The sequence below is a fragment of the Mesorhizobium sp. WSM4906 genome, assembly GCF_029674625.1.
Taxonomy (GTDB): domain Bacteria; phylum Pseudomonadota; class Alphaproteobacteria; order Rhizobiales; family Rhizobiaceae; genus Mesorhizobium.
This window is the reverse complement of record NZ_CP121355.1, coordinates 4785719-4812527: the sequence shown is the minus strand read 5'-3', so window position 1 is coordinate 4812527 and position 26809 is coordinate 4785719. Positions and strand designations below refer to the sequence as shown.

General features: G+C 65.7%; 28 protein-coding genes and 1 pseudogene. 17 read left to right on the top strand and 12 right to left on the bottom strand.

Going from position 1 to position 26809, the window contains the following annotated elements; all coding sequences use genetic code 11:
- Positions 1-111 precede the first annotated feature (111 nt).
- Positions 112-1041, bottom strand: a complete 930-nt coding sequence (locus QAZ22_RS23185; RefSeq protein WP_278203022.1) for a LysR family transcriptional regulator — start codon at positions 1039-1041, stop codon at positions 112-114.
- A 116-nt stretch (positions 1042-1157) separates the two neighbouring features.
- Between QAZ22_RS23185 and QAZ22_RS23180 the strand changes: the two genes are divergently transcribed.
- A complete protein-coding gene (locus QAZ22_RS23180) occupies positions 1158-1607 on the top strand; it encodes a cupin domain-containing protein (protein WP_278203021.1) in 450 nt (149 codons plus the stop codon).
- A gap of 220 nt (positions 1608-1827) precedes the next feature.
- Here the strand turns inward: QAZ22_RS23180 and QAZ22_RS23175 are convergent.
- Positions 1828-1998, bottom strand: a pseudogene (locus QAZ22_RS23175) (alpha/beta hydrolase); the annotation flags it as partial.
- 90 nt (positions 1999-2088) lie between these two features.
- On the opposite strand from QAZ22_RS23175, the gene QAZ22_RS23170 reads away from it, so the two are divergent.
- Entirely contained in the window at positions 2089-3018 is a 930-nt protein-coding gene (locus QAZ22_RS23170; RefSeq protein ID WP_278203020.1) for a LysR family transcriptional regulator, read from the top strand.
- A gap of 311 nt (positions 3019-3329) precedes the next feature.
- Here QAZ22_RS23170 and efp read toward each other — a convergent pair whose 3' ends face one another.
- A complete protein-coding gene (efp, locus tag QAZ22_RS23165) occupies positions 3330-3899 on the bottom strand; it encodes an elongation factor P (RefSeq protein WP_040974006.1) in 570 nt (189 codons plus the stop codon).
- A gap of 129 nt (positions 3900-4028) precedes the next feature.
- Here efp and epmA point away from each other — a divergent pair, with 129 nt between their 5' ends.
- Positions 4029-5072, top strand: coding sequence for an EF-P lysine aminoacylase EpmA (gene epmA, locus QAZ22_RS23160; RefSeq protein ID WP_278203019.1), 1044 nt, complete (start codon positions 4029-4031; stop codon positions 5070-5072).
- A 146-nt stretch (positions 5073-5218) separates the two neighbouring features.
- Here the strand turns inward: epmA and QAZ22_RS23155 are convergent, their stop codons facing one another.
- Positions 5219-5635 carry a VOC family protein gene (locus QAZ22_RS23155; RefSeq protein ID WP_278078140.1) on the bottom strand — a complete coding sequence of 139 codons (417 nt, stop codon included), beginning with the start codon at positions 5633-5635 and terminating at the stop codon, positions 5219-5221.
- Positions 5636-5845: 210 nt separating this feature from the next.
- On the opposite strand from QAZ22_RS23155, the gene QAZ22_RS23150 reads away from it, so the two are divergent.
- The 6 genes from QAZ22_RS23150 to lpxK all read left to right on the top strand — a co-directional run bounded on the left by QAZ22_RS23150 (position 5846) and on the right by lpxK (position 11504).
- Positions 5846-7189 (top strand): TldD/PmbA family protein, encoded by a 1344-nt coding sequence (locus QAZ22_RS23150; RefSeq protein ID WP_278203018.1) that lies wholly within the window; start codon positions 5846-5848, stop codon positions 7187-7189.
- Between the two features lie 10 nt (positions 7190-7199).
- Positions 7200-7985: a 3'(2'),5'-bisphosphate nucleotidase CysQ gene (locus QAZ22_RS23145; RefSeq protein ID WP_278207917.1), complete on the top strand. Its 786-nt coding sequence runs from the start codon at positions 7200-7202 to the stop codon at positions 7983-7985.
- A 75-nt stretch (positions 7986-8060) separates the two neighbouring features.
- Positions 8061-8306: a DUF4170 domain-containing protein gene (locus tag QAZ22_RS23140; protein WP_278078142.1), complete on the top strand. Its 246-nt coding sequence runs from the start codon at positions 8061-8063 to the stop codon at positions 8304-8306.
- A gap of 5 nt (positions 8307-8311) precedes the next feature.
- Complete coding sequence (locus QAZ22_RS23135) at positions 8312-9088, top strand: lysophospholipid acyltransferase family protein (protein ID WP_278207916.1); 777 nt, start codon at positions 8312-8314, stop codon at positions 9086-9088.
- Positions 9085-10401: a lipid IV(A) 3-deoxy-D-manno-octulosonic acid transferase gene (waaA, locus tag QAZ22_RS23130; RefSeq protein WP_278203017.1), complete on the top strand. Its 1317-nt coding sequence runs from the start codon at positions 9085-9087 to the stop codon at positions 10399-10401. Before QAZ22_RS23135 ends, waaA begins: the two co-directional genes overlap by 4 nt.
- Positions 10402-10475: 74 nt before the next feature.
- Entirely contained in the window at positions 10476-11504 is a 1029-nt protein-coding gene (lpxK, locus tag QAZ22_RS23125; RefSeq protein WP_278203016.1) for a tetraacyldisaccharide 4'-kinase, read from the top strand.
- A gap of 13 nt (positions 11505-11517) precedes the next feature.
- Here lpxK and QAZ22_RS23120 read toward each other — a convergent pair whose 3' ends face one another.
- Complete coding sequence (locus QAZ22_RS23120; protein WP_278078145.1) at positions 11518-11751, bottom strand: DUF2093 domain-containing protein; 234 nt, start codon at positions 11749-11751, stop codon at positions 11518-11520.
- 128 nt (positions 11752-11879) lie between these two features.
- On the opposite strand from QAZ22_RS23120, the gene QAZ22_RS23115 reads away from it, so the two are divergent.
- Positions 11880-12473, top strand: a complete 594-nt coding sequence (locus tag QAZ22_RS23115) for a hypothetical protein (protein WP_278203015.1) — start codon at positions 11880-11882, stop codon at positions 12471-12473.
- Between the two features lie 6 nt (positions 12474-12479).
- Here QAZ22_RS23115 and QAZ22_RS23110 read toward each other — a convergent pair whose 3' ends face one another.
- Positions 12480-13406 (bottom strand): LysR substrate-binding domain-containing protein, encoded by a 927-nt coding sequence (locus QAZ22_RS23110; protein ID WP_278203014.1) that lies wholly within the window; start codon positions 13404-13406, stop codon positions 12480-12482.
- 90 nt (positions 13407-13496) lie between these two features.
- On the opposite strand from QAZ22_RS23110, the gene QAZ22_RS23105 reads away from it, so the two are divergent.
- A complete protein-coding gene (locus QAZ22_RS23105; RefSeq protein ID WP_278207915.1) occupies positions 13497-14390 on the top strand; it encodes a DMT family transporter in 894 nt (297 codons plus the stop codon).
- A gap of 192 nt (positions 14391-14582) precedes the next feature.
- Here QAZ22_RS23105 and mutL read toward each other — a convergent pair whose 3' ends face one another.
- Together mutL and QAZ22_RS23095 are read right to left on the bottom strand one after the other, a co-directional pair.
- On the bottom strand, positions 14583-16457 hold the full coding sequence (gene mutL / locus QAZ22_RS23100) for a DNA mismatch repair endonuclease MutL (RefSeq protein WP_278203012.1): 1875 nt from the start codon (positions 16455-16457) through the stop codon (positions 14583-14585).
- A gap of 45 nt (positions 16458-16502) precedes the next feature.
- Positions 16503-17405, bottom strand: a complete 903-nt coding sequence (locus QAZ22_RS23095) for a LysR substrate-binding domain-containing protein (RefSeq protein ID WP_278203011.1) — start codon at positions 17403-17405, stop codon at positions 16503-16505.
- Positions 17406-17495: 90 nt separating this feature from the next.
- On the opposite strand from QAZ22_RS23095, the gene QAZ22_RS23090 reads away from it, so the two are divergent.
- The 4 genes from QAZ22_RS23090 (at position 17496) to QAZ22_RS23075 (ending at position 21913) form a co-directional block, all read left to right on the top strand.
- Positions 17496-19046 (top strand): trimethylamine methyltransferase family protein, encoded by a 1551-nt coding sequence (locus tag QAZ22_RS23090; RefSeq protein ID WP_278203010.1) that lies wholly within the window; start codon positions 17496-17498, stop codon positions 19044-19046.
- A gap of 64 nt (positions 19047-19110) precedes the next feature.
- Positions 19111-20760 carry an ABC transporter substrate-binding protein gene (locus QAZ22_RS23085; protein ID WP_278203009.1) on the top strand — a complete coding sequence of 550 codons (1650 nt, stop codon included), beginning with the start codon at positions 19111-19113 and terminating at the stop codon, positions 20758-20760.
- Positions 20761-20859: 99 nt separating this feature from the next.
- Entirely contained in the window at positions 20860-21333 is a 474-nt protein-coding gene (locus QAZ22_RS23080; RefSeq protein WP_278203008.1) for a DUF3828 domain-containing protein, read from the top strand.
- Positions 21334-21337: 4 nt separating this feature from the next.
- Complete coding sequence (locus tag QAZ22_RS23075) at positions 21338-21913, top strand: hypothetical protein (protein ID WP_278203007.1); 576 nt, start codon at positions 21338-21340, stop codon at positions 21911-21913.
- A 260-nt stretch (positions 21914-22173) separates the two neighbouring features.
- Here QAZ22_RS23075 and queF read toward each other — a convergent pair whose 3' ends face one another.
- Positions 22174-22635 carry a preQ(1) synthase gene (gene queF, locus QAZ22_RS23070; protein WP_278203006.1) on the bottom strand — a complete coding sequence of 154 codons (462 nt, stop codon included), beginning with the start codon at positions 22633-22635 and terminating at the stop codon, positions 22174-22176.
- Positions 22632-22787, bottom strand: a complete 156-nt coding sequence (locus QAZ22_RS23065) for a hypothetical protein (RefSeq protein ID WP_278203005.1) — start codon at positions 22785-22787, stop codon at positions 22632-22634. The genes queF and QAZ22_RS23065 overlap by 4 nt, the downstream gene beginning before the upstream one ends.
- Between QAZ22_RS23065 and QAZ22_RS23060 the strand changes: the two genes are divergently transcribed.
- Positions 22777-24822 carry an NADH:flavin oxidoreductase gene (locus QAZ22_RS23060; protein ID WP_278203004.1) on the top strand — a complete coding sequence of 682 codons (2046 nt, stop codon included), beginning with the start codon at positions 22777-22779 and terminating at the stop codon, positions 24820-24822. The genes QAZ22_RS23065 and QAZ22_RS23060 overlap by 11 nt on opposite strands.
- Positions 24823-25065: 243 nt before the next feature.
- Here QAZ22_RS23060 and QAZ22_RS23055 read toward each other — a convergent pair whose 3' ends face one another.
- Positions 25066-25473 carry a hypothetical protein gene (locus QAZ22_RS23055; protein WP_278203003.1) on the bottom strand — a complete coding sequence of 136 codons (408 nt, stop codon included), beginning with the start codon at positions 25471-25473 and terminating at the stop codon, positions 25066-25068.
- A 144-nt stretch (positions 25474-25617) separates the two neighbouring features.
- Between QAZ22_RS23055 and QAZ22_RS23050 the strand changes: the two genes are divergently transcribed.
- Complete coding sequence (locus QAZ22_RS23050; RefSeq protein ID WP_278203002.1) at positions 25618-26046, top strand: MarR family winged helix-turn-helix transcriptional regulator; 429 nt, start codon at positions 25618-25620, stop codon at positions 26044-26046.
- Between the two features lie 5 nt (positions 26047-26051).
- Here QAZ22_RS23050 and QAZ22_RS23045 read toward each other — a convergent pair whose 3' ends face one another.
- A complete protein-coding gene (locus QAZ22_RS23045; RefSeq protein ID WP_278203001.1) occupies positions 26052-26789 on the bottom strand; it encodes a polysaccharide deacetylase family protein in 738 nt (245 codons plus the stop codon).
- Positions 26790-26809: the final 20 nt, after the last annotated feature.

Genomic DNA, 26809 nt, shown 5'->3' with positions numbered 1-26809 from the left:
TGGCTGACCTTCCCGCTGAGAGCGCCTACCAGCACACCCTTGCGGAAGTCGACCGGGTGTTCGCGACGTAGCCCGCCAAACCGTCATCCTTGCTCGCTCGATCGCGTGGGCCTACGGTTCGAACGAAGCGACCGCCCCAAGCTGCTCGCGCAGCCAAGCGTTGCCGGCGTCGCGGTCGAACCGGCGATGCCAGTACATTGTGACGTCCATCGCCGGCGATTCCATCGGCGGCATGAAAATATCCAGTTCGAGGTGTTCGGCCACCAGGCGCGCAAAGTGAACCGGGATGCTGCCGAGCAGGTCGCTGTTCGCCACGGCAAGCGCAACGGCCTGGAAATGCGGAACGGTGATGGCGACCTTGCGCGACAGGCCGAGCTTCTGGAGCGCCGGATCGATGGTACCGGACCTGCTCCCGTCGGCCGAGCGCAACACCTGCGGGATGGCGCAGAAGACGTCGGTTGGAAGGGCCTCCCCTGGCCGGATCTCCGTTGCGCTGATCAAGGGGTGCCCGCGGCGGGCGATGCAGACAAGCCATGAACGGAACAGCCTCCGGCTGGCGATCCACTCCGGGGTCTCCAACGCCCTGTCCAGGACGATGTCGGCCTTACCGTCGCTCAGCAGGCCGAAAACGTCGGCCGATGGGTAGTCCATCATCTGGAGGACGATCGAAGGCGCGGTCGGCGTGACCCTCGCCGCCAGTTTCGGCATCAGCAATGTCGAGAAATAGTCCGAGCCAATCAGCATGAAGGATCGCGTCGACGTCTGAGCATCAAAGGCAGCGCTTGCCGCAAGGGCCTCCTCGATCTGCACCAGCGCCTGGCGCACCGGTTCCTTCAGCTGGAGCGCGCGCGGTGTCGGCATCATGCGGTTGCCGTCGCGCACGAAAAGCTCGTCGCCGAGGATGGCGCGCAGGCGCCCGAGCGCCGAGCTGACCGCCGGCTGCGACAGGCCGACCCGTTCGCCGGCACGTACCGTGCTCAGCTCCAGCATCATGGCATCGAATACGCGCAGCAGGTTGAGATCGAACGCGGCCAAATTCACGGCGCCAATATCCCGAATACTATCATTCGATTTCCGCCAGTCGGATCATTGCCCTAACGATGCAAACGGCGCTGCAGCACCGAACCTAACTGACCGAACATGGAAAGGGAAACGCGATGAACATCGCCACAGGCTCGGCGCGCGCCGTCAAATGGATGGACACGGTCTACAGGATCAATGTCGGCAGATACCAGAGCGGCGGCATCGTCGGTGTCTTCGAATCGACCGTACCTTCGCGGGGCGGCCCGCCGGTTCACGTGCACCACAATGAGGACGAGGTGATCCATGTGATTGAAGGGGAATACGAATTCTGGCTCGATGATCAGGTCATGGCGGTGCGGCCAGGCGCGTCGATCTTCCTGCCCCGCGGCGTGCCGCACACGTTCCGCGTCGCGAGTGCCGCGCCGGGCCGCAACCTTACGATCCTGACGCCCGGCGGGCTGGAGGAATTCTTCGTGGAGGCGGCCGCACGCGAACTGCGCATTCCCGACCAGATAGCGGAAGTGGCGGAACTTGCAGGCCGCTATGGGATCGAGTTCCGTGGACCGGCCAAGTGGGTCGACTAGGGCCCTGTTGATATTCGGTTGAGGCCGGCCTGCAAACGACGGTTTCCCTGCGCTTCCGGCCTTTGCCGGCCGAAGCGTTAGTACAGCGCAGTGTCCCGGTGGTGTGGCTGCTGAAACTCCGGCCCCCTCAGTCCTTCGCGCGGGTCCAACTGCGTGCAAGGGGGGCGGTTACCAGTGAAACGGGAGAAGTCCGGCCGCACGCGGCGCCCGGACCACCGCATCAGCCGACGTGCTTGGCGAGAAACTCGCGCATGGCTGCCACGGTCTCGCGGGCGTGGGTCTCCAGCGCGAAGTGACCGCTGTCGACGAAACGAACATCGGCCGATGGCACGTCCCGCTTGAACGCCTCGGCGCCAGTCGGAATGAAGAACGGATCCTTCTCACCGCCAATCGGCCTTTCGAGGAGTGTAAGTATTCCCTTCCGAAAAATGGTAGAAGACACTATCTCTGAAAGCTAGACTTCGGCAATACGAGAGGGAAAATGGATCGATTTGAGGCGATGCGCACCCTTGTCGCTGCGGTCGACGGCGGCAGTCTGTCTGCCGCATCCCGAATGTTGAGCATTCCGCTACCAACCGTCAGCCGCAGAGTGGCGGACCTCGAAGCGCTCCTCGGATCGCAATTGGTGGTGCGAACCAGCCGCAAGCTCCTGCCGACCGAGGCCGGTGCGGCCTATGTCGCCTCGGCGCGCCGTGTACTGGAAGAATTGGCCGAGGCTGAACGGGCGGCAGCCGGCGAATACCGCACGCCGCGTGGTGAGCTACTGGTCACTGCGCCGATCATGTTCGGCAAGATGCACGTCGCGCCGATCGTCCATGAGTTTCTCAGTGCCTACCCCGAGGTCACGGTTCGTCTTGTCCTGTCCGACAAGGTTATGGATTTGGCCGAGTCCCACATCGATGTCGCGGTCAGGATAGGGAAGCTGCCAGACAGCGCACTGCTTGCACGCCGCGTCGGCGAGGTGCGGTGGGTGACCTGCGCGAGCGCTGCCTACCTGGAGCGACGCGGCGTACCCGTCTCTCCGAATGAGTTGCCGGACCATGAGTGCATCGCCTTCGAGGGGCTCGAACCCTGGCGGGATTGGTCCTTCGCCGGCACCAATGGCGAGAAGACAGTCGTCATCCGCCCGCGATATTCGGTAAATACGGCGGACGCAGTGATCGCCGGCGCCGTCGCTGGCCTGGGGATCGCTTGTGTCATGTCGTACCAGGCGGCTGAGAGCATCCGTGCGGGCGCACTCCGCTCGATCCTCGATGCGTGGGCGCCGGCGTCAATGCCCGTACAGATCGTGCACGCCGCCCGGCAGCATCAGCCGCTCAAGTTGCGGGCTTTTCTCGAGTTCGTCGCGCCGCGCCTGCAGCGGCGTTTGGATTCGATTGGAAAGGTGTTTCAAGCGGAAAGAGCAGGATGAGGCAGACGGGTTTCAAAGCGTTAAGGCGCGATATCTGCGGGCGGCACGCGGCTCTTGGCGTTGGCCAATGAGGCAATCAGCGGCAGCTCCGGCAAGGCACACGCTGAACAGCAAACTGGACGGCGAGGAAGCACCAATGACTGGCATCGGGCCCAACGCTGCCGTTCCTTGCGCGCGAACCGATCGGTTACGGATCAAGGCCACCTTGGCCGGTGGAGGACTGGTGCCGACGGTGGGCTCGCCTGATCGCAGGCGAGCCGTGACAAAGCTGCCGTAAGCGGTTCGCCGTTTCCGTGAGACGGTGAAACGCTCTAGTCTTTCGCGCGCTCGACGTAGGAGCCGTCGGCGGTCATCACCACCACGCGCGTGCCGGCGGTGATGTGCGGCGGGACGGCCGTGCGCACGCCGTTGGAAAGCACGGCCGGCTTGTAGGACGAAGACGCCGTCTGGCCCTTGGTGACCGGCTCGGTGTCGACGACCTCGAAGACGGCGCGCTGCGGCAGCGTCAGCGAGATCGGCACGCCGTTGAACTGCGCCAGTTGCACGGCCATGCCTTCCTGCAGGTAGGGAGCCATGTCGCCGACCACGCTTTCGGAGGCCACGACCTGGTCGTAGCTTTCCGGATTCATGAAATGGAAGCCTTCGCCGTCGGAATAGAGGAAAGTGTGCTCGCGCTCCTCGACATAGGCGCGCTCGACCATCTCGGTCGTGCGGTAGCGCTCCGAAACCTTCACCCCGTCGCCGATGCGGCGCATATCGAGCTGCGTCACCGGCGTGCCCTTGCCAGGGTGGATGTTTTCGGCAAAGAGGATGACATAGAGCTTGCCGTCCTTATCGACGACGTTGCCTTTGCGTAAGGAACTGGCGATGACCTTGACCACGGTATTCGATCCCATTCGAGTTTTTCGGCCTGCAAGCGTCGATTGCCATGAGGCGGCGACGGCGGCCATCGCGTGCGCCCTAGCGCATCTTGCGCCGAACCGCCAGCCTTCCACGCGATTTTCCTGTCCATGACCGCCGCTTCGCCCTGGTGGATGCCGCATATTCATGCCGATCGCCGGCCAAGGCTGATGGCGCGCAACGCCATCGCGAATGCCCTGCGCGGCTGGTTCGCGACGCGCGATTTCGTCGAGGTGACGACGGCCGCACTGCAGGTCTCGCCCGGCAACGAGGCGCATCTTGCGGCCTTCGCCACCGAGGCGGTCGCGCCCGACGCGTCGCGGCAGCCGCTCTATCTCCACACCTCGCCGGAATTCGCCTGCAAGAAGCTGCTTGCCGCCGGCGAGAAGCGCATCTTCAGCCTCGGCGCGGTCTGGCGCAACCGCGAGCGCGGCCCGCTGCACCATCCCGAATTCACCATGCTCGAATGGTACCGCGTCGGCGATACAGTTGAGAGCCTGATGGCCGACTGCGCCGAATTCCTGGCGCTCGCCGCTGAAAAGGCCGGCGCCAAAAGCTTCCGCTTTCGCGGCCGCGAGGCCGATCCTTTCGCCGAGCCGGAGCGGCTGAGCGTGGCCGAAGCCTTCCTGGCGTATGCCGGCATCGACCTGCTGGCGACCGTCGCAGCCGACGGCAGCACCGATCGCGACGCGTTCCACGCGGCGCTGGTCCGCGCCGGTCTGCGCACGGCGCTCGACGACAATTGGGCCGACCTGTTCAGCCGGGTGATGGTGGAAAAGGTCGAGCCGGCGCTGGGGCAGGGCCGCGCGACCATCCTCTACGGCTATCCGGTATCGGAGGCCGCCCTTGCCCGGCCGAGCGCGGAGGATCCGCGTGTCGCGGAGCGCTTCGAGCTTTATTGCTGCGGCGTCGAGCTCGCCAACGCCTTCGGCGAGCTCACCGATCCGGCCGAGCAACGCCGCCGCTTCGTCGCCGAGATGGACGAGAAGGAGCGCGTCTACGGCGAGCGCTATCCGCTCGACGAGGATTTTCTCGCCGCCCTCGCCATCATGCCGCAGGCGAGCGGCTCGGCCCTCGGCTTCGACCGGCTGGTGATGCTGGCGACGGGAGCGCAGAAAATCGAGGATGTGATCTGGGCGCCGGTGGCGTCGTGAACCGCGCTGCCCCCATCCGCCTGCCGGCACCTTCTCCCCGTGAAGAACGGGGAGAAGGGATGTGCTCCAGCGCTGGTGGCCCCTTCTCCCCGTCCTTCACGGGGAGAGGGTAAGGGTGAGGGGCAGCGCCGACGTTGGCGATCTGCTCAATGCGCGAACACCTGCTCCAGCGAGCGGAAACCCTTGAATTCGAGCGCGTTGCCAGATGGATCGCGGATGAACAGCGTCGCCTGCTCGCCGGGCTCGCCCTTGAAGCGCACCATCGGCCGTTCCAGCCAGTCTATGTCGGAGCGGGCCTCCAGCCGCGCGGCAAGCCGCTCCCATTCGTCCATCAGAAGCACCGCGCCGAAATGCGGGATCGGCACGGCCACACCGTCGACCTTGCCGTCGCGGGCCGCTTCGGTCGCCTGCGGCCGCAAATGCGCCGACATCTGGTGGCCATAGAGGTCGAAATCGACCCAGGTCGCGGACGAGCGGCCGATCGCGCAGCCTAGCACCTCGCCATAGAAAGCGCGGGTTTCGTCGAGATCACGGACCGGGAAGGCGAGGTGGAAAGGCGTCATGCGAGAACTCCGGACAGGCAAGGGTGCCGCGGGCGGCTATGTCTGCGGCTTTGGGGCGATTTGGTCGCGGCATCCTGATTGGCCTTCGCCCATTGCACAAGCGAGCATGGAACAATAGATGGTGCATCAGCATCCAATTGGCACGTCAGCACCCAGACAGTGCTGCAGCGTCTGCCCTCCAGGACAGCTTGAACAGACAGGACCAACCGCATGACCGACACGCTCGACGCAGCGAAACTGACCGACCGCGTCGCGGCGCTTGTCGAAGCGGCCAAAGGCGCCGGAGCGGACGCCGCCGACGCGGTCGCGGTGCGCGGCCGTTCGGCCGGCGTGTCGGTGCGGCTGGGCAAGGTCGAAGGCACCGAATCGTCGGAAAGCGAGGATGTCTCGCTGCGCGTCTTCGTCGGCCAGCGCGTGGCGAGCGTTTCCGCCACCGCTGCCTCCGACCCGAAGGCGCTCGCCGAGCGCGCCGTCGCCATGGCGAAAGTCTCGCCCGAGGATCCTTACCAAGGCCTCGCCGATCCGGCGCTGCTTGCCCGCGACTTGCGCGATCTCGACCTCTTCGATCCGACCGAGGTGTCGGCCGATCAGTTGAAGGAAACGGCGCTTGCGGCGGAGGCGGCGGCCCTTGCCGTCAAGGGCGTCACCAATTCCGCCGGCAGCGGCGCCAGCGCCGGGCTCGGCGGCCTGGTGCTCGCCACGTCGCATGGCTTCCTCGGCCAGTATGTCGCCTCGCGCTTCTCGCGATCGACCAGCGTCATTGCCGGCGAGGGCACGGCGATGGAGCGCGACTATGAATTTTCCTCCCGCCAGCATTTCGCCGATCTCGACGCGCCGGAAGACATCGGCCGCAAGGCCGGTGAACGCACGGTGCGCCGCCTCGGCGCCCGCAAGGCGGCGACCGGCCCGGTCGATGTCGTGTTCGAGCCGCGCGTGGCGCGCGGCATTGCCGGCCATCTCGCCGGCGCCATCAACGGCGCCGCCGTGGCGCGCAAGACCAGCTTCCTGCGCGACATGATGGGAAAGCAGGTAGCCGCCGCCGCGATCACCGTCACCGACGAGCCGCTGCGGCGTCGCGGCCAGGCCTCGCGCCCCTTCGATGGTGAAGGCGTCGAGGGCGAGAAGCTATTGATGGTCGACAAGGGGGTGCTCAACCACTGGTTTCTGTCGACGTCGGCCGCGCGCGAGCTCGGTCTTACCACCAACGGTCGCGGTTCGCGCAGCGGCTCTTCGGTCTCGCCGTCCTCGACCAATCTCGCCATCGAGCCCGGCGAGCGCACGCCGGAGGAGTTGATCGCCTCGCTGAAGCGCGGCTTCTATGTCACCGAGGTCTTCGGCCAAGGTGTCGACATGGTGACCGGCGAGTACAGCCGCGGCGCCTCCGGCTTCTGGATCGAGAACGGCGCGCTCGCCTATCCGGTGGCCGAGGTGACGATCGCTTCGAACCTGAAGACCATGTTCCTCAACATGGTGCCGGCAAGCGACCTCGATCGCAATTTCGGCACTGCGGCGCCGACACTTCTGATCGAGGGGATGACCCTTGCCGGTGCTTGACCAGCTTGCCATGAGCGAAGCGCGCGACGACCTTGCATTGCTGCGCGACGCCGCCCGCGAGGCTGGGGCGATCGCGATGCGCTATTTCGGCAACAACCCGCAGGTGTGGATGAAGGGCGGCACCTCGCCCGTCAGCGAGGCCGACCATGCCGCCGACGCCTATCTGCGCGAGACCCTGCTCAAAGCGCGGCCGGACTACGGCTGGCTGTCGGAGGAGACCGCCGACGATCATGCCAGGCTTTCGGCCCGCCGCACCTTCGTCGTCGACCCGATCGATGGCACGCGGGGCTTTCTCAACGGCTTGCATTCCTGGTGCGTCAGCGTCGCCGTGGTCGAGGACGGCTGCTCGCTGGCCGGCGTGCTCGAATGCCCGGCCAAGGACGAAACCTACTGGGCGTTGCCGGGCGAGGGCGCTTTCCTCAACGGCAAGCGCATCCATGTGCGCGCGCCGGGCGAGACCGTCGATATCGGCGGGCCCAAGCCGCTGGTCGACCGCATGCCCGAGGCCTGGCAGGGCCGGATGCGCCGCGTAGCCTATATCCCTTCTCTCGCCTACCGGCTGGCGATGATCGCCAACGGCAAGATCGACGCGACCTTCGTCAAGCCCAATGCGCATGATTGGGACATCGCCGCCGCCGACCTCATCCTCGCCGAGGCGGGCGGCGCCTTGCTCGACCGCGGCGGACAACCGCCGCGTTACGCCGGCGAGGTGATCAACCACGGCGCGCTCGCCGCCGGCAGCGGCGAACTGCTGGACGTCCTTGCCGGCGTCATCGCCGGACCTGACGAAGGGTGAGTCGGCCCACAGTTCCAAAATCGGCCGCTTTGGTCTAAACGTTTCACAAAACTCATGAATCTGCGAAGGATCGGCATGGCCGTGGAAGACGGAAAGAAGCAGCTTTTGCACCTTGTGTTCGGCGGCGAGCTGAAAAAGCTGGGTGGAACCGAGTTTCGTGACCTGGATGCGCTCGACATCGTCGGCATCTACCCCGACTATCAATCCGCGCACGCCGCATGGAAGGCGAAGGCGCAGGCCAGCGTCGACAATGCCCATATGCGTTATTTCGTCGTTCACCTGCATCGGTTGCTCGACCCAGAGACGAAGGCAACCGGTTGACATCTATGGAGCATGAAGCGGTGAAAGGGGCGGCCGGGCGCGCCGCCAGGCGAGGCGGGACGCGCACGTTGTGGCGCCGCATCCGCGAGCCGCTCGCCCAGTCGCGATTCGTCAAGAATTTCATCGCCAGCCTGTTCGCCTGGTTCGTGCGCCTGATTCGCATCACCAGCCCGCTGGTCAAGGGATCGACGCAGGTTGCCGGCGGTGCCTATGCGCATCTCGAGCCCGGCATCATCGCGCTGTGGCACGGCCAGCATCTGCTGACGCCCGCCTACTATCCCAAGGGTCGGCCGCTGGTCGCCATGGTCTCGCGCAGTGCCGATGCCGAGCTCAACGCGCTGATGATCGAGAAATTCGGCATCGAGGCGGTGCGCGGCTCGGGCGGCCGCGACAGTTCGAGGCATCTCGACAAAGGCGGCGCCAAAGCCTTGATCGCGCTCAAGAAATCGCTGGTCGCCGGCAAGAATGTCGCCATGATCGCTGACATCCCGCACGGCACCCCGCGCGACGCTGGGCTGGGCATCGTGCTGCTGGCACGGCTGTCCGGCCGGCCTATCCTGCCTTCGGCGATCGCCACCAGCCGCCGCAAGGTGCTGGAAAAAAGCTGGGACAAGACAACCATCAACCTGCCTTTCGGCCGGTCCGCGGTCATCGTCGGAACACCCGTCTTCGTGCCGGCCGACGCCGACGACGCCGAGATGGAGCGCAAGCGCCAGGAGGTCACCGCCTCGCTCAATGCAGCGACCGCCGAGGCCTACCGCCTCGTGGACGGCGCCAAATGAGCGAGCGCTGGGCGCGCGCTGCCCTGACCGCCTACCGCTACGCGGGGGCCGTCGCCTATCCTCTGATCGGGCCCTATGTCGCTTGGCGCGCCTCGCGCGGCAAGGAAGATCGCGTCCGCCGCCGCGAGCGCTACGGCGTCGCCGGCCGGCCGCGCCCGGAAGGCCCGGTGATCTGGATCCATGCCGCGAGCGTCGGCGAGACGATCGCCGTCGTGCCGCTGGTCGAGTGCATCCTCGACTATGGCGTCAATGTCGTGCTCACGACCGGCACCGTGACCTCGGCGAAGGTCGCCGACGAGCGGCTCGGCAGCCGCATCATCCACCAGTATGTGCCGCTCGACCTCAAGCCCGCGGTCAGCCGCTTCCTCGATCACTGGCAGCCGGAATTGGCCATCATCGCCGAATCGGAGATCTGGCCGATGACCATCCTGGAGCTTGGCGCGCGCAACGTGCCGCAGGTTCTGGTCAATGGCCGGCTGTCGGACCGCTCCTTCCGGTCGTGGAAGAAGCGTTCCAGCGTCGCCGAGGCGCTGTTCGAGAACCTTGCCCATGTCGTTGCCCAGTCCGATGTCGACGGCGAGCGTTTCCGGGCGCTGGGCGCCCGTCCCGTCACCGTCTCCGGCAATCTCAAGGTGGACACCAACCCGCCGCCGGTCGACGAGCGGGCGCTGGCGACGCTGCAGCGCCAGATCGGCGCGCGGCCGACCTGGGCGGCGATCTCGACCCATGACGGCGAGGAGGTCGTCGCGGCGGAAGTTCATGCGACCTTGCACAAGCGCCATCATGGCCTCTTGACCATCGTCGTGCCGCGCCATCCGGACCGCGCCGACACGCTTGCCGCGCAGATTTCCGGCATGGGACTGACGGTGGCGAGGCGCAGCAAGGGCGACCGGATCTCACCGGACACCGATATCCTGCTCGGCGACACCATCGGCGAGATGGGGCTCTATCTCAGGCTGACCGAGATCGCCTTCGTCGGCCGCTCGCTGACCTCGCAGGGCGGCCAGAATCCGCTGGAGCCGGCGATGCTCGACACGGCCGTGCTTGCAGGCCGCAACGTGCAGAATTTCCGCGAGACCTATCAGCGCCTGCTCGACCGCGGCGGCGCCAAGCTGGTGCGCGACCGCGACATGCTGGCCGGCGCCGTCAATTTCCTTTTGACCAATGAAGCCGCACGCCACGAGATGATGGCGGCGGGCGCCGCGACCGTCGACGAGATGCGCGGCGCGCTCGCCCGCACGCTGAAATCGCTCGAGCCCTACATCCAGCCGCTGGTCGTCAAGGCGCGCCTGAAAGGCGCCAACGGGCGTTAGCGCATGATCCCAAAAATCGGACCCGATTTTTGGCAAGGATCATGCGCAGGAATAGGGCGCGTGGGGCAGGCGCCATGACCAGCGAAGCGCCCCCCTTCTGGTGGGAAAAGCCGGACTGGCGGGTGCTGGCGTTGTCGCCGGCGTCGGCTGTCTACGGAATGGTGGCTGGCCGCCGCATGCGCCATGCGCCGCGCGAGAAGGTCTCAGCGCCCGTGCTCTGCATCGGCAATCTCACCGTCGGCGGCAGCGGCAAGACGCCGGTCGCCATCGCTCTTGCCAAACAGGCCAGGCGCATGCAGCTCACGCCGGGCTTCCTGTCGCGCGGCCATGGCGGCTCCTTCGCCAAGCCGCATGTCGTCGACGCGCATCACGACGCCGCCAAGCATGTCGGCGACGAGCCGCTGTTGCTTGCCGAACATGCGCCGGTGGCGGTGACGCCCAACCGCGCCGCCGGCGCCAGGCTGCTGCTGGAAGAGCATGGCTGCGACTTCCTGATCATGGATGACGGCTTCCAGTCGGCGCGCATTCATATCGACTACGCGCTGGTCGTGGTCGACGCGCGCTTCGGCATCGGCAACGGCCGCGTCATTCCGGGCGGGCCGCTCAGGGCCAAGGTCGTCGACCAGCTGGTCTTCACCAGCGGCCTGCTGAAGATGGGCGAGGGGAGTGGCGCCGATACGGTGGTGCGCCAGGCGGCGCGCGCCGGCCGTCCGATCTTCCTGGCGCATGTCGAGCCGGCGAACCCGGCGCGCTTTGCCGGCGGCCGCTTTCTTGCCTTTGCCGGCATCGGCCATCCCGAGAAATTCTTCGACACGCTGCGCGGGGCCGGCGGCGAGGTCGCGCTGTCGCGCGCCTTCCCCGACCATCATTTCTACGCCGCGGACGAGCTCGCCGACCTTGCTGCGCTCGCCAAACGCGAAAGGCTGCGCCTCGTCACCACCGCCAAGGACGCCGCGCGGCTCCGCCACGGCGCCGCACCCGCCGGCTTCCTCGATCAGCTCGACGTGCTGGAGATCGATGCGGTGTTCGAGATCGAGCACGTGCCGGAGCGCATCGTCGGTGAGACGCTGGATGCGTGGCGGCAGCGTAAGTTGAGGGGATGACGAAGGTGAGGGCCTACCGCCGGCTTCTCATCTCCGGATGCATCTCGATCTCACGCCGCAGCGACGCGGCGGCGCTCACATAAGGCTCCTGCCTGGCAACGCTCCAATATTTGAGCTCGTCCAGCGGAATGCTCTCGCCGGTCACCGCGCAGCGCACGAACGCGCCGGGGCTGGTCACTTGGAAGTCGCCGTCGAGATAGCGGATGCGCGCTTCCTTGCCGCCGGGGCCTTCAAAACGGTTCATCATGAAATGACGCTTGGGTTCATATGGGTTCAATCGCCACAAATCGTGGGCAAGGTCAAGCTTGGCGCAACGCTCATGTAATATTGCTGCATGGCACAATGATAGACAGGAAGCGGTAGACTGGAAGCGCCATGGACATCGCCAATGCCAGCAAGGCGTCTCTGCTGAGGGAGGCGCTCACCCCGCAGCCGGTGCCGTCGGCCGGGCCCGATCCGGCGACAGCAGCGCTGGTCAAGGCGCTCGTCCAGCCGCCGGCGCCCGAAACGGTGCAGTCGGCTCAGTTCGCCGCGCAGGCGCTGAACGGTTCCTTGGCCAAGCCGCCCGCGCAAGCATCGCAGCGCTTGTCCTCGGCCGAGATCGAAAGTGCCTACAGAGCCGTCATGGAGCCGGATCCCGGCACCGATGATGCTTCGGCAAGGGCTCAGGCGCGCAGGCCGGCGGCCGACGTCGACCAGCCATCGGTCACCCGGGCGCAGCCGCCGGCCGAAGACAGCGCGGCAAGGGCCGCACCAACGCCGCCACCGTCTTCATTCTCGCCGGCTCTCGCTTCAGCGGTGCTGGTCGCGGCCAATGCCAACGCGCCGCAACCACGGGGCGCGGCAGCCCGCCCTGCGGGTCATGCGCCGCGATCCGAACCCGGCCAGACGCCGCTGTGGGCGATATCGGTCGTGACGGCCATCGTCTCGGCCGCGACCACGACAATCGTGCTGATGCTGCTTCGCTGACGAGTCTCAGTCGTCGTCCTGCAGGAAGGCTTCGAGCTTCGCCGGCGCCAGCCCGGCCTGCTCGCCGATGCGCCGGGCAAGATCGGCGGCGGCGGCGCGCGGCCGGCCAACCGGGCGATCGAGCCAGTAGGACACCGGATTGAGCGCGACGCGCTCGTCGACGGCGACGATCCGGCCCGACTTCACCTGATCCTGCGTCAGCGGCGGCCGCGCCAGCGCAATGCCCAGCCCGTACGCCGCCGCGTCGAGCACCAGATTGTAGTCCTCGAAGCGCCGGTCCTGCGGGCGAGGGCGATAGTCCACGTCCTGCGCCGCGAACCAGGCGCGCCAGCCGGAGGCGTCTGAATCGTTGATCAGCGGGAATTTGAGCAGCCGGGCCGGGTCGCCCTGGCCGATCTTCTTCGCCAGTTCCGGCGATGCGATCGGAAAAATATGCTCCTCGAACAGCTGCACCGAGACGCGGCCCGGAATGCGGCCGCGCCCGCAGCGCACCGAAAGGTCGATGCCTTCGTCGGCAAGGTCGGCCTGGCGGTTGTCGACGTCGAGCACGATGCGCAGCCGCGTCGGGCTGTTTTCCAGCGCCGCCATGCGCGGCATCAGCCAGAGACCGCTGACCGAAGGGATCGAGGCCAGCCGCACCACCGCGGCGCCGCGTGGCTCGACCCAGCGGTCGGAGTTGACCGAGATCAGCGCGAAGGCTTCGGTGGTTCTAAGATGCAGCCGGTTGCCTTCATTGGTCAGCGTCACGCCGCGCGCGTTGCGTTCGAACACCTTGAGGCCAAGCCAGCCCTCCAGTTTGGCGATCTGGCGGCTCACCGCGCCATGGGTGAGGTTTAGCTTTTCGGCCGCCGCCGAGAAGCTTCCGGTGCGCGCCGCCGCGTCGAAGGCGCGCAAGGTTTCGAGCGGCAGCATCTGGTTCGAGCTGTGATCCATGCTCACAGCTGACCCTCGAATTGCTCGTTTGTCAATCGGCCGGCAATGGGATTTTCTCATCCCATGGCACTGGAAGACGAGGATACGGCGATGAGCGCTTACACCGGCACGTTGAATGAGACACAGCGCATGGACACCACCGCTGCCATAGCGGTGGCGCTGACCGTGGCCGGCTGGGCTTCAGCCTTCCCGGCGATTCGCGCCGGCCTTGCCGCTTTCCAGCCGCTGGAGTTGGGGGCGCTGCGCTTTGCCATCGCGGCCGTGCCGGCGGCCATCTTCCTCGCCGTCAAGCGCCCGGCTCTGCCCCGGGTCGACGAGCTCTGGCGCTTCGGCTTCGGCGGCGCCATCTTCGTCGCGCTCTACACCGCAATGCTCAATTTCGGCGAGCTGACCGTCTCTGCGGGCGCCGCCGGCTTCATCATCAATGTCAGCCCGATCTTCACGGCGATCATGGCGATGGCGCTGCTCGGCGAGCGGTTTTCCGGCCTGGCATGGCTCGGCACGGTCATCTCGTTCACTGGCATCGGCATCATCGCGGTGGCGGACGGGCACGGCCTGCATTTCAACGCCGGCGCGCTCCTGGTGTTGGGCTCAGCCCTTTGCTCGGCCGTCAACACCATCGTCCAGAAGCCGCTCTTTGCCCGCCATCATCCGCTGACGATCGCCGCTTCCAACATGGTGCTCGGCGCGCTCTGCCTGTCGCCCTTCCTGCCGGAAGCGTTTTCGCAGGCCGCAGTTGCCGACACCGCCGGCCTCGGCGCCGTCATCTATCTCGGCATCGTGCCCTCAATGATCGCCTACGCCGCCTGGGCGATCGCGCTGTCGCGCCTGCCTGCCGCGCGCGCTTCGAACTTCCTTTATCTCGTCTCGCCGACCTCCGCCTTGATCGGCTTCTTCTGGCTGGGCGAAGTGCCGAGCCTGCTCGGCATCCTCGGCGGCGCGCTCGCGCTGGGTGGCGTGATCGTGGTGAATTTGAAGCGGTAAGTCAGAGGGTTGAAGCCGTTTCCCGACTCAAGAAAAGAGCCGCTTCGAGCGGCTCTTTTCTTGGCCCCCCACCCGGACCTTCGGTCCGACCTCCCCACAAGGGGGAGGTAGGGCGCCGCGCCCTTACCCTCCCCCTTGTGGGGAGGGTCGCCGCGAAGCGGCGGGGTGGGGGTCTGCGCCCTATGCGATTATTCACCGTCGCCCGAATAGCCTTTCGATGTCGGCGAGCTTCAATTCGATATAGGTCGGGCGGCCGTGGTTGCAGGTGCCGGAGCCAGGCGTCGCCTCCATCTGGCGCAGCAGCGCGTTCATCTCCTCGGCCTTGAGCAGTCGGCCCGAGCGCACCGAGCCGTGACAGGCCATGGTCGCCGCGATCTTGTCCAGCCGCTCCTTCAGCGTCTCGACCGTATCGTTGTCGGCGATCTCGTCGGCAAGGTCGCGCACCAATTGCTGCACATTGGTCTCGCCGAGCATCGACGGCGTCTCGCGCACCGCCACCGCGCCCGGACCGAAGCGCTCAAGGCCGAGGCCAAATTTGGCGAGCGTCTCAGAATGCATCGCCAGCCGCTCGGCGTCCTCCTCGGGCAGGTCGACGATTTCAGGCAAGAGCAGCATCTGTGACGGCACCGCGCGCGAATGCAGCGCGTTCTTCAGCGCCTCGTAGACCAGCCGCTCATGCGCGGCATGCTGGTCGACGATGATGAGCGAATCCCTGGTCTGGGCGACGATGTAGTTCTCGTGCACCTGCGCCCGCGCCGCGCCCAGCGCCATGCCGAGCAACGCCTCAGTCGGTTCGGCAGTGCCCGCCCGCGCGTCGGCGCTGGCAAGCGGTCCGGTGTCGAAAGCGGCTTGCTCGTTCTCGGCGAAGCCGTTTCGCGGCGGCCACGCCCCGCCATGGCCCATATCGAGCGGTCGGTGCGGCGAGCGCGAGGGGTCGAAACCGCTGGAGCCTGAGGCATGGTAGGCGGCCTCGTAGCTGCGGTGGCCGCTGGTCGGGCCGGGATGCGCGTATGGCGCCGCGCCCGGCCGGAACGCCGCCATCATGCCGGCGGCGCCCGTGGTTGCCGCCCGGATGCCGGCGCCGGCCAAAGCCTCGCGGATGGCGCCGACGATCAGCCCGCGCACCAGGCCCGGATCGCGGAAGCGCACATCGGCCTTGGCCGGATGCACGTTGACGTCGACGGTCGCCGGATCGAGCGTCAGGAACAGTACCGTGACCGCATGCCGGTCGCGCGGCAGGACGTCGGCGAAGGCGCCGCGGATCGCGCCGGCGATCAGCTTGTCGCGCACCGGCCTGCCGTTGACATAGGCATATTGCTGCAACGCGTTGGCGCGCGTGTAGGAAGGGATCGAGACGTGGCCGGCAAGATGCACCCCGTCGCGCATGGCATCGATGGCAATGGCATTGTCGGGGAAATCCTTGCCCATCACCTGCGCGACGCGAGCAAGCCGGCCCTCCGGCGTGTCGCTGGTCGCCGGCAATTCGAGCGTCGAACGGTCGGAGCCGGCAAGGGTGAAGCGCACGGCCGGGAAGGCTATCGCGATCCGCCTCACCACATCGCTGGTGGCCGAGCTTTCGGCGCGCTCGCCCTTCATGAATTTGAGCCGTGCCGGCGTGGCGAAGAAGAGGTCGCGCACCTCGACCGTCGTGCCGCGGTTTGCGGCCGCCGGCTTGACGGCAGAAACCCGGCCGCCGTCGATGCCGATCTCGGCCGCGGCGTCGCCGCTTTCCGTGCGCGAGCGGATCGAAAGCCTGGCCACCGAGCCGATCGAGGGCAGCGCCTCGCCGCGAAAACCCAGTGAACGGATGTCGTGGATGTCGTTGGAGAGCTTCGAGGTGCAATGCCGGGCGACCGCCAATGACAGTTCGTTTTCGGGAATGCCCGAGCCGTCGTCGGTGACCCGGATGAGAGAAAGCCCGCCGCCGCCGGTGACGATCTCGACCCTGCTCGCGCCGGCGTCGAGCGCGTTCTCGACCAATTCCTTCACCACGCTCGCCGGGCGCTCGATCACCTCGCCGGCGGCGATCTGGTTGATCATTGTTTCTGAAAGCTGGCGAATGGGCATGCGCCGATTATAGGCGGATTCGAACCGGGTGGGGGAGGGGCTAGTTCACGCCTGCGCCACCAGCCAGTCCCTCACTTTGCGCGCATTGTCGCTGAGCTCGCGGTTCTTCGGCCAGATGACGTGGAAGCCGATGCCGGTCCGCATCACATGGTCGGTCACCGGCACGAGCAGGCCCGACGCCACGAGCCGCTCGACCAGATGCCGCCAGCCGAGCGAAATGCCTTGCCCCTCCATCACCGCCTGGATCACCAGCGCATAGTCGTTGATGCGCAACCCGCGCTCGGCATTGCGCAGGCTGGTTCCGGCAGACGCGAACCATTCGTCCCAGTTCGGGGCCTCGCGATAGGGCTCCTCGAGATGGATGAGCCTGTGCGTTGCCAGTTCCGCGACGGTCTTCGGCATGCCGAATTTGGCGAGATAGCTAGGCCCGGCGACGGGGAAGATCTCTTCGTCGGAGAGCGACAGGGAATGATAGTCCGGCCAGTCGCGGGGCATCCCCCCGCGCACCCCGAGCGGAATGCCCTCGGCGATGATGTCGAGGTCGCGGTCGGCGGTCTGGATGCGCAGGTCGACGCCCGGCAGCTCGTCGCGGAACTGCTGCAGCCGCGGCATCATCCAGAACGAGCCGAAGGCAGTCGAGGCGGCTAAAGTCACGTGCCCGCCGGTCGCCTGCAGCCGAAGATCCTCGGCCGATTTGCGGATATGCGACAGGCCGAGCGAGACGTCGGCGTGGAAGCGCTCGCCGGCCTCCGTCAGCAGCACCTGGCGATGGCGGCGCTGGAAGAGCTTTGCGCCGAGCTGTTCCTCCAGCCCGCGCACCGCATAGGAGACGGCCGCCTGCGTCATGCCGAGCTCGCGCCCGGCCGCGGTGAAGCTGGACAGCCGGCCCGCCGCCTCGAAGACGACGAGGCTGCCGGCGGAAGGGAGGAGGTGGCGTAGGCTTCGCATAAGTGCAGCTTATACAAGAGATCAGGATTTTCCAGCGTCACATCCATATTTCGTCTCGCTAACTTGGGCAGGCGGGAAGAAGGAGGCTCCATGAACGCACTGGCCGCTGAATTGACTGAACCGACCCATCGTCGCGGCGGCGGCCGCCTTGGGCGCAAGGCGCTCAGAAGCGCCCCGGTTGCGTCCTTTCCGACGCTGGTCCGGCAGATCCCCGTCTACGAGATCGTGCCCGACGAGGCGGTGGAACTGATCCACGAAGAGTCGCTCAAGATCCTCGAGGAAGTGGGCTGCGAATTCCGTGACGACGAGGCAATCGCGCTTTGGAAAGCGGCGGGCGCCGACGTCAGGGAAACGCGTGTGCGCATCGACCGCGCGCTGCTGATGGAACTCGTCTCGAAGGTCCCGCCGGAATTCACGCTCAACGCGCGCAATCCCGAGCGCACGGTCCGCGTCGGCGGCAAGAACTCGATCTTCGTGCCGATGTATGGCGCGCCCTATGTGCGCGACCTCGACAACAAGCGGCGCTACGGCACGCTCGCCGACCTCAACAATTTCCACAAGCTCGCCTACATGGCGCCGGCGCTGCATTCGTCGAGCTCGATCATCTGCGAGCCGATGGAGATCCCGGTGCCGAAGCGGCATCTTCACATCATCCATTCGGCGCTCAAGCACTCCGACAAGCCGTTCATGGGCGTCGTGACGTCGAAGGAGAGGGCCGAGGACACCATGGCGATGGCTGCGATCGTCTTCGGCGAGGAGTTCGTGCGCGACAATCCGGTGCTGGTGGCGATCACCAACTGCAATTCGCCGCTGGTGTGGGACGCCACCATGCTCGACGCCATGCGGGTCTATGCCCGCCACAACCAGCCGCTGATCCTGGCGCCCTTCGCGCTCTGCGGCGCCTCGACGTCCGCCTCCGCCGTCGGCGCGGTCGCGCAGGTCAACGCCGAGGCGCTTGCGGGCGTTGCCTTCACCCAGCTCATCCGTCCCGGCTCGCCGCAGATATACGGCCAGTTCATGGTGACGGTCGACATGAAGACCGGCGCCCCGATGGGCGGCACGCCGGAGGCCGCCCAGATGATGTATCTGATGGGCGCGCTGGCCAGGAAGTACAAGCTGCCTTGGCGCACCTCCGGCTTCCATGTCGGCTCCAAGCTCAACGACGCCCAGGCCGGCTATGAGGCGAACATGCTCATGCATGCCGCGATCCTCGCCGGCGCCAACTATATCTGGCACTCGGCCGGCTGGCTCGAAGCAGGCCTCACCTGCGGCTATTCGAAATTCGCCACGGACTGCGAGCAGCTGGTCGGCTGGTACAAATATGCCGGCGGCGTTCCCTTCGACGATTTCAAGGACGCCATGGCCGCGATCCGCGAGGTCGGTCCGCAAGGGCATTTCCTCGGAACCCAGCACACGCTGGAGCATTTCGAGCGCGCCTTCTTCATGCCGAACATCATGGACTTCAATTCCTTCGAGCAGTGGAGCGCCGAAGGCGCCAAGGATCATGACACGCGCGGCCGGGAAAAGGCGCGCGCCATGCTCGCCGACTACCAGGAGCCGAAACTCGACGAGGGCATCGCCGAGGGTCTCGCGGATTTGATCGCGCGGCGTGAGGAAAAGCTGCCGGACAGCATTAGTTGATGCATATCAACGACAGTTGAAACAAACCGGGCGAAGACCTGAAGAAATCAATGGGAGAACGAGAATGACACTTTTCAGAAGCAATGGCGACCGGGTCCCCGCCGCCATCGAGGCGATGGCGGAGGAGGCGCGGGCGGGTCGTGTCGACCGCCGCGAATTCCTGGCGCTGGCGAGCGCTTTCGGCGCATCGACGGCTTTCGCCTATGGCATGATCGGCCTCGCCGCGCCGACAAAGGCCCTGGCAGACGAGCCGAAGAAAGGCGGAACGCTGCATGTCGCGATGTCCGTCAAGGCGCAGAAGGATCCGCGCACCTATGACTGGACGGAGATGGCAAATGTCACCCGCACCTGGCTGGAGCCGCTCGTGCGCTACACGCATCAGTTCACTTTCGAGCCGGTGCTGCTCGAAAGCTGGGACGTCAACGACGATGCCACCGAATACACGCTGCATCTGCGCAAGGGCGTGACCTGGAACAATGGTGATGCCTTCAACGCCGATGACGTGGTCTTCAACCTGAACCGCTGGTGCGAGAAGGGGGCTTCCGGCAATTCCATGGCGGCACGCGTCGGCGCGCTGGTCGATGCCAAGACCGGCAAGGCGAAGGACGGCGCCATCACCAAGGTCGACGACCATACGGTCAAGCTGAAGCTTTCCGAAGCCGATATCGCGATCATACCGGGCTTCACCGACTATCCGGCGCTGATCGTGCATCGCGACTTCGACAAGGATGGCGCCGACCCGATCAAGAAGCCGATCGGTACCGGAGCTTTCGAGCTGGTCTCCTACGCGGTCGGCCAGAAGGCGGTCGTCAAGCGCCGCGAGAACGGCAAGTGGTGGGGTGGCGAAGCGCCGCTCGACGGGGTCGAGTTCATCGATTACGGCACCGACTTCAACGCCACGCTGAATGCCTTCGATTCCGGCGAGATCGACCTCGATTTCGAAACGCCGGCCGACTTCATCGACCCGCTCGACAAGATGGATCTGGTGAAATCAGAGGTCGCAACGGCGACCACGCTCGTCGCCCGCACCAACATCACGCACAAGCCCTACGACGACAAACGGGTGCGCAACGCGCTGCAGATGGCCGTCGACAACAACCAGGTCATGCAGCTCGGCTATAATGGCCGCGGCACGGTCGGCGAGAACCATCATGTCAGCCCGATCCATCCCGAATACTATCCGCTGCCCAAGAAGGAGCGGGACGCGGCCGGGGCCAAGAAGCTGATGGCCGAAGCCGGCCAGGCCGACTTCGAGCACGAGCTGATCACCGTCGAGGACGAGTGGCAGAAGAACACAGGCGACGCGATCGCCGGCCAGTTGCGCGATGCCGGCATCAAGGTGAAGCGCACGGTGCTGCCGGGCTCGACCTTCTGGAACGACTGGACGAAATACCCTTATTCCATGACCATCTGGTACATGCGACCGCTCGGCGTCCAGGTCCTGGCGCTGGGCTACCGCACCGGCGAGGCCTGGAATGAGACGGCTTATTCCAACCCGGATTTCGACGCCAAGCTCAAGGAGGCCTTGTCGCAGATCGACGTCGCCAAGCGCAAGGAGGTGATGAAGGACGTCGAGCAGATCCTGCAGGACTCCGGCGTCATCATCCAGCCGTTCTGGCAGAAGCTCTACTGCCACATGAACAAGAAGGTGAAGAACTACGCCATGCATCAGACCTACGAAATGGACTTCCAGAACGTCTGGCTTGAAGCCTGAGACGGCGGCGCAAGGACTTCATGCGCCGCGAAAAAGCCGATATGCAGGATGCGTGGTGGTGATCCTGCCGCCACGCCGCCGAACATCCGGAGATCCTGCATGAGACCGATAGTGCTGGCCGCCGCCATGTCGATCGCCTTGCCCGCCGCGGCACTTGCCGGGCCGGCGTCCAAGGCCGTGAAGTTCTTCTATGTGCCTGAAGTGAAGTTCGAGGCGGACGCGAAATACCGCGACCGCTTCACCACGCCGGTCACCAAGCTCTTCGAGGCCAACGACAAGGCGCAGAAGGAGAAGCCCGACGAGGTATCCTGCATCGATTTCGACCCGGGCCTCGACGCCCAGGATTTCGATCAGAAGACGGTATCGAAGACGCTTAAGCTTGCCGAGACCGTCAATGGCGACACCGCCGAGGTAACGGCAAACTTCAATCTTTTCCCGGAAGGCGATGACTCCAAACGCGAAATGGTGTGGTCGCTGAAGAAAGTGGACGGCAAGTGGAAGATCGCCGACATCACCTCCAAGACCAGCAGCTGGACGCTCAGCGCGCTGGGATGCGGCGCCTCGACGGAGTGATGCCTTGCTGCGCCGTCTCGTCCTCGCGCTGTCGAGCCTGTCGATGCTGGCCGCGGGGCTGAACGGCGGCGCTTGCGCCCAGGGACTGTTCGGTTCGCCGCCGCCGAACGCGTCCGCGGGCGTTAATGCGCCTGCGGTCGACAAGTCGCCGCCTGCGGTCGACAAGTCGCCGCCGGCACCCGCCGCTCCCATCCTGCCCGGATCGCCAACGGCGGTGGTAAGGCCCTTCTATGAGCATCTCGGGCTGGAATTGGACCCGGCTCAGCGCAAGAACTTCATCGATCCCGCGAAGAGCGTGCTCGACAAGAGCGATGCGCTGCGCGCCTCGGGCCAGGGCGAATGCCTCGATCCCAACATGGCGCTCGACAATGCCGATTACGACAAGCTCGCCATCGACAAGAGCCTGCGCACCATCGAGGCCGTCAATGGCGACGATGCCAAGGTGGTTGTGGCCTTCGTCGTCGAAGGCCACCAGCACCGTCTGGAATGGAAGCTGAAGAAGGTCGGCGGCGACTGGAAGATCTCCGACTTTCTGTCGGTCACCGGCGAATGGGCGCTGAGCCAGTACCAGTGCGAATGACAGTGCTTAAAAATCAGCAACAGCGATCCTTCGCGCCCCCCTCTGTCCTGCCGGACATCTCCCCCACTCGGGGGGAGATCAGATGTCACGCCGGCTTTCGCCAATCTCCGACGGTGCAGGATAGGCGGGGCGCCGAAGCTGCCAATCTCCCCCCTTGTGGGGGAGATGTCCGGTCCACCCTCCGCAGCTGCAGCGCAGCTGCTGCGCAGGACGGGCAGGACAGAGGGGGGCGCTGTCCCGCCAGCCTTTCGCAACAGATTTCAACCGCGCCCGCGATAGGGCGCCACGCCGGTGTCGGGCAGCCAGGCACCTTCGGGCGGCGCGCCGGTCTGCCAGAAGACGTCGATCGGGATGCCGCCGCGCGGGAACCAGTAGCCGCCGACGCGCAGCCACAGCGGCTTGGTCGCCTCGACGATGCGGCGGCCGATCATGACGGTGCATTCCTCGTGGAAGGCGCCGTGATTGCGGAACGAGGTCATGAACAGTTTCAGCGACTTCGATTCCACCAGCGTCTTGTCCGGCGCGTAATCGATGACGATGTGGGCGAAGTCGGGCTGGCCGGTGACCGGACAGAGCGAGGTGAATTCCGGGCAGGTGAAGCGCACGATCGCCGGCGGTCCGTCGCCGCGATTGAACGGCACGGTCTCCAGGACCGCCTGTTCGGGGCTCTGTGGCGTCTCGACGTGCTTGCCGAGCTGGGTGAGGTTTCTTGCATCGGTCATGGGCGGCTCCTTGCTCCCAGCCGCTGGAAGCGCAGTTCAACGGCGACGGGCACGAAACGAAGGTTGAAAGAAGCGTTGCGGTCCTCTCGGGCGCAGCGCGTTTGACCGCTCATTAGCACAATTTGAAACGGCAGGAAGACGATGACCAGCAACGACCCGCTTCTCCAACCTTACCAGCTCAAGCATCTGACGCTGAAGAACCGGGTGATGTCGACCAGCCATGAGCCGGCCTATTCCGAGGACGGCATGCCGAAGGAGCGCTACCGGCTCTACCATGCCGAGAAAGCCAAGGGCGGCATGGCGCTGACCATGACGGCGGGCTCGGCGGTCGTGTCGCGCGACAGCCCGGCCGCCTTCGGCAACCTGCACGTCTATGACGACCGCATCGTGCCGTGGCTGGCAGAGCTGGCGGACGCCTGCCATGAGCATGACTGCAAGGTGATGATCCAGATCACCCACCTTGGCCGCCGCACTGGCTGGAACAAGGCCGACTGGCTTCCGGTGCTTTCGGCCTCGCCGGTGCGCGAGCCGGCGCATCGCGCCTTCCCCAAGACCATCGAGGATTGGGACATCGAGCGCATCGTCGCCGACTATGCTTCCGCCGCGCAGCGCTGCCAGGCCGCCGGCCTCGACGGCATCGAGTTCGAATCCTACGGCCATCTGATGGACGGATTCTGGTCGCCCGCCACCAACCAGCGCGACGACGATTTCGGCGGCTCGCTCGACAACCGGCTGCGCTTCACCAATATGGTGCTGGACGCGGTTCGCGCGGCGGTCGGGGAAAAATTCGTCGTCGGCATCCGCATGGTCGCCGACGAGGATTTCGAAAAGGGCCTGTCGAAGGAGGAGGGCGTCGAGATCGCCCGGCGCATGGCCAATTCCGGCAAGGTCGATTTCCTCAACATCATCCGCGGCTCGATCGAAACCGATGCGGCGCTGACCAAGGTCATCCCTGTGACCGGCATGCGCTCGTCGCCGCATCTCGACTTCGCCGGCGAGGTGAGGGCGGCGACGAAGTTCCCGACTTTCCATGCGGCACGCATTTCCGATGTCGCTACCGCACGCCATGCGATCGCCACCGGCAAGCTCGACATGGTCGGCATGACGCGCGCCCATATCGCCGATCCCTACATCGTCAAGAAGGTGATGGAAGGGCGCGAGCATGAGATCCGCCCTTGCGTCGGTGCAACCTATTGCCTCGACCGCATCTATGAGGGCGGCGAGGCGCTCTGCGTCCACAATGCCGCGACGGGCCGCGAGGCTGATATCCCGCACGTCATCCAAAAGAGCGACGGGCCGAGCAAGCGCGTGGTCGTTGTAGGCGCAGGCGCCGGTGGCCTGGAAGCCGCTCGCGTCGCGGCCGAACGCGGCCATCGGGTGACGGTGCTCGAAGCGTCGAGCCAGGCAGGCGGCCAAGTGCGGCTCGCGACGCAGAACCCACGCCGCAAGGAGTTGATCGGCATCATCGACTGGCGGCTGGCCGAGCTCGACCGGCTCGGCGTCGAAATCCGCTACGATACCTGGGCCGAGAAGGGCGATGTTCTGGCGCTGTCGCCGGATGTGGTGATCGTCGCCACGGGCGGTCTGCCGCAGAACCCGCCGCTGACCGCGGGCGGCGATCTCGTCACCTCGAGCTGGGACATCATGGCCGGCAGCGTCAAGCCGGCCGAGAATGTTCTGCTCTATGACGACAATGGCGGCCATCAGGGCATGGGCGCGGCGGAACTCATTGCCAACAGCGGCTCCAAACTGGAGCTGGTTTCGCCCGAACGCTTCTTCGCGCCGGAAATGGGCGGTCTGAACCACGTGCCCTATATGCGCGCCTTCCACGAGAAAGGCGTCACCGTCACCATCAATACCCGCCTGCGCTCGGTGCGGCGCGAGGGCAATCAGCTCATCGCCGAGCTGGCGTCGGACTTCGCCGACGGCTGGCGCGGCGAGCGGCGCGTCGACCAGGTGGTGGTCGAGCACGGCACGGCGCCGCTCGACGATCTTTACCTTGCGCTGAAGCCGCTGTCGAAGAATGGTGGCGCGGTCGACTACGAGCGGCTGGTGAGCGGCGGCGACATCTTTCCGGCGCGCAATCCGGAGGGCGGCTTCGTCCTGTTCCGCATCGGCGACGCGGTCGCCTCGCGCAACATTCACGCCGCCATCTATGACGGCATCAGGTTCGGGATCCGGATCTGAAGCGTGGAGCATGATCCCGAACCGAAGATCAGCGAAGCAAAAGTGGAAACCGGTTTTCGCTGCGCTGACCTTTGGTGCGGAAAAGATCATGATCAAACAAAAAGATGGAGCCGCATTCCGATAAGATCGGAATGGAGCTCCATCGGTGGCGCGCAACCGGCCTTAGCAAGGAGAGCCACCTGCCGCTTCGATCGGTTGCGCGCCGCGCATGGCGCCGGCCTGGTGCCGGCGACGTGCGATTTCTCAAAACATCCTGGCGGTCGCCATGCACAGCACGGTGATGACCAGCAGCCCGCCGGCGATGCGCTCGCCCCTCGTCATCTTCGCGCGCAGTTGGGTTTGCGTTGCCCCATCGGCGGCGGCCAATTGCCTGCTGGCGGAGGCCACAACGGCGCCCTGCACGCCCGCGGCGATCAGCGCCGTCGCGATACCCAGCGCGAGCACCATCTCCATCGAGCCGAAAACACCCTGATGAAAGAAATACCAGAGCAGCAGGCCGGTCAGAAACACCAGGCCGGAGGCGCCGAGCTGCGGCCGGATGAAGTGCTCCGCCTTGATCTCCGGATCGCGCGCAACCGCGATGGTCGTGCCGGCCCAGAAGACGCCGGCCATGACATGCAGGCCGATCACGACGATGTAGACATATTGCATGACCGCATTCCTCTCTTCCGCCCGCCGCCGCGCGTCGCAGCATGATGCGACGTCATCAATAAGACAAAGTTAGATATCTAACGGTTAGATGTCAATGCATGGCATATTGTTTCGTCCAGCAACTGCTTGTTCTAGTGTCCGGCCATGACGCCGTTTGATCGCCCGCCAGTCGGCATGAACCTCGCCCGCACCGCCAAGGTGGTCGCGCAAGCCTTCGACGCTGCCCTGGTGGAGGCCGGCGGCACGCTGCCGGTCTGGCTGACCTTGCTCTCGGTCAAGTCGAAGGAACTTGCCAACCAGCGCGAGCTTGCCGGTATGATCGGCATCCAGGGCGCGACGCTGACCCATCATCTCAACGCCATGGAGGCGCAAGGGTTGCTGACGCGCCGCCGCGATCCGGAAAACCGCAGGGTGCATCAGGTGGCGCTGACCGAGGCCGGCGAGGCGCTGTTCGAAAGGCTGCGCAAGGCCGCGCTTGACTTCGACAAGCGGCTGCGGACCGGATTACCGGACGAACGGCTGGCGGAGTTCGCGCAGGTGCTTGCGGCGCTGCGGGCCAATGCCGGCGGTTAACCGGCTCAATCGTAGGTGGGAATGGCGCCAAAGGCGTAGCGGCGCAGCTTGAGCGCCGCAATCAGTGCCGTGAGCTTCGCCTTGCCGTCGAAGGCGTCCTGGAACATCTCGTCATGCATCAGAAGGATCAGCCTGCCCGGCTTGGCGAAATGGCCGTAGCCGAACAGATGGTCGATCTCGCTCACCAGATGGTCGACGCTCTGCACCGGCTTGCCGCTGTCCTCATGCACCCATTCATGATCCCAGCCGTAGAGCCAGAATCCCGACGCGGCGACGAACTCGTAGTCCGGGTCCTCGCGGCCGGCCTGCGCCAGCCCAAGCGAGTTGTCGTCCTTCGACATCGACGGCAGCCGGAACACGTCGCGCCCCGGCAGCCGCGCATGCACGGCGGGCTTAAGGCCGAGCACGGCGTTCGCCCTCAGCATATCGGCAACCACGCCTTCGGTGTCGCCGTAGAAATGCCGGTAGTGGTTGTAGGCATGGCTGTAGCTGTGATTGCCGATCGTCACCAGCGGCATCGACTTCGCCCGCTGCAGCAGCGCCCGGTTGGCCGCATTGGCCTCGGCATGCATGCCGACCATGAACAATGTTGCCGGCACCTGCTCGGCCTGCAGCACGTCGAGGATATTGGCTGTGCCGGCGAGCGGACCGTCGTCGAAGGTGAGATAGATGGTCCGGTCGGCGGCAAGCGCTGGAGACGCCACGAGCAACAGCGTCTGTAGAAGGAGTCGAAGCAGCGGCATCCGCAAGTTCCGGTTGCAAT

Bases quoted from the DNA above. Each gene is read 5' to 3' on its own strand.
- QAZ22_RS23180 (WP_278203021.1), top strand. From the start codon at position 1,158: ATGAACATCGCCACAGGCTCGGCGCGCGCCGTCAAATGGATGGACACG.
- QAZ22_RS23170 (WP_278203020.1), top strand. From the start codon at position 2,089: ATGGATCGATTTGAGGCGATGCGCACCCTTGTCGCTGCGGTCGACGGC.
- epmA (WP_278203019.1), top strand. From the start codon at position 4,029: ATGACCGCCGCTTCGCCCTGGTGGATGCCGCATATTCATGCCGATCGC.
- QAZ22_RS23155 (WP_278078140.1), bottom strand. From the start codon at position 5,635: ATGACGCCTTTCCACCTCGCCTTCCCGGTCCGTGATCTCGACGAAACC.
- QAZ22_RS23150 (WP_278203018.1), top strand. From the start codon at position 5,846: ATGACCGACACGCTCGACGCAGCGAAACTGACCGACCGCGTCGCGGCG.
- QAZ22_RS23145 (WP_278207917.1), top strand. From the start codon at position 7,200: ATGAGCGAAGCGCGCGACGACCTTGCATTGCTGCGCGACGCCGCCCGC.
- QAZ22_RS23140 (WP_278078142.1), top strand. From the start codon at position 8,061: ATGGCCGTGGAAGACGGAAAGAAGCAGCTTTTGCACCTTGTGTTCGGC.
- QAZ22_RS23135 (WP_278207916.1), top strand. From the start codon at position 8,312: ATGGAGCATGAAGCGGTGAAAGGGGCGGCCGGGCGCGCCGCCAGGCGA.
- waaA (WP_278203017.1), top strand. From the start codon at position 9,085: ATGAGCGAGCGCTGGGCGCGCGCTGCCCTGACCGCCTACCGCTACGCG.
- lpxK (WP_278203016.1), top strand. From the start codon at position 10,476: ATGACCAGCGAAGCGCCCCCCTTCTGGTGGGAAAAGCCGGACTGGCGG.
- QAZ22_RS23120 (WP_278078145.1), bottom strand. From the start codon at position 11,751: ATGATGAACCGTTTTGAAGGCCCCGGCGGCAAGGAAGCGCGCATCCGC.
- QAZ22_RS23115 (WP_278203015.1), top strand. From the start codon at position 11,880: ATGGACATCGCCAATGCCAGCAAGGCGTCTCTGCTGAGGGAGGCGCTC.
- QAZ22_RS23110 (WP_278203014.1), bottom strand. From the start codon at position 13,406: ATGGATCACAGCTCGAACCAGATGCTGCCGCTCGAAACCTTGCGCGCC.
- QAZ22_RS23105 (WP_278207915.1), top strand. From the start codon at position 13,497: ATGAGCGCTTACACCGGCACGTTGAATGAGACACAGCGCATGGACACC.
- mutL (WP_278203012.1), bottom strand. From the start codon at position 16,457: ATGCCCATTCGCCAGCTTTCAGAAACAATGATCAACCAGATCGCCGCC.
- QAZ22_RS23095 (WP_278203011.1), bottom strand. From the start codon at position 17,405: ATGCGAAGCCTACGCCACCTCCTCCCTTCCGCCGGCAGCCTCGTCGTC.
- QAZ22_RS23090 (WP_278203010.1), top strand. From the start codon at position 17,496: ATGAACGCACTGGCCGCTGAATTGACTGAACCGACCCATCGTCGCGGC.
- QAZ22_RS23085 (WP_278203009.1), top strand. From the start codon at position 19,111: ATGACACTTTTCAGAAGCAATGGCGACCGGGTCCCCGCCGCCATCGAG.
- QAZ22_RS23080 (WP_278203008.1), top strand. From the start codon at position 20,860: ATGAGACCGATAGTGCTGGCCGCCGCCATGTCGATCGCCTTGCCCGCC.
- queF (WP_278203006.1), bottom strand. From the start codon at position 22,635: ATGACCGATGCAAGAAACCTCACCCAGCTCGGCAAGCACGTCGAGACG.
- QAZ22_RS23060 (WP_278203004.1), top strand. From the start codon at position 22,777: ATGACCAGCAACGACCCGCTTCTCCAACCTTACCAGCTCAAGCATCTG.
- QAZ22_RS23055 (WP_278203003.1), bottom strand. From the start codon at position 25,473: ATGCAATATGTCTACATCGTCGTGATCGGCCTGCATGTCATGGCCGGC.
- QAZ22_RS23050 (WP_278203002.1), top strand. From the start codon at position 25,618: ATGACGCCGTTTGATCGCCCGCCAGTCGGCATGAACCTCGCCCGCACC.
- QAZ22_RS23045 (WP_278203001.1), bottom strand. From the start codon at position 26,789: ATGCCGCTGCTTCGACTCCTTCTACAGACGCTGTTGCTCGTGGCGTCT.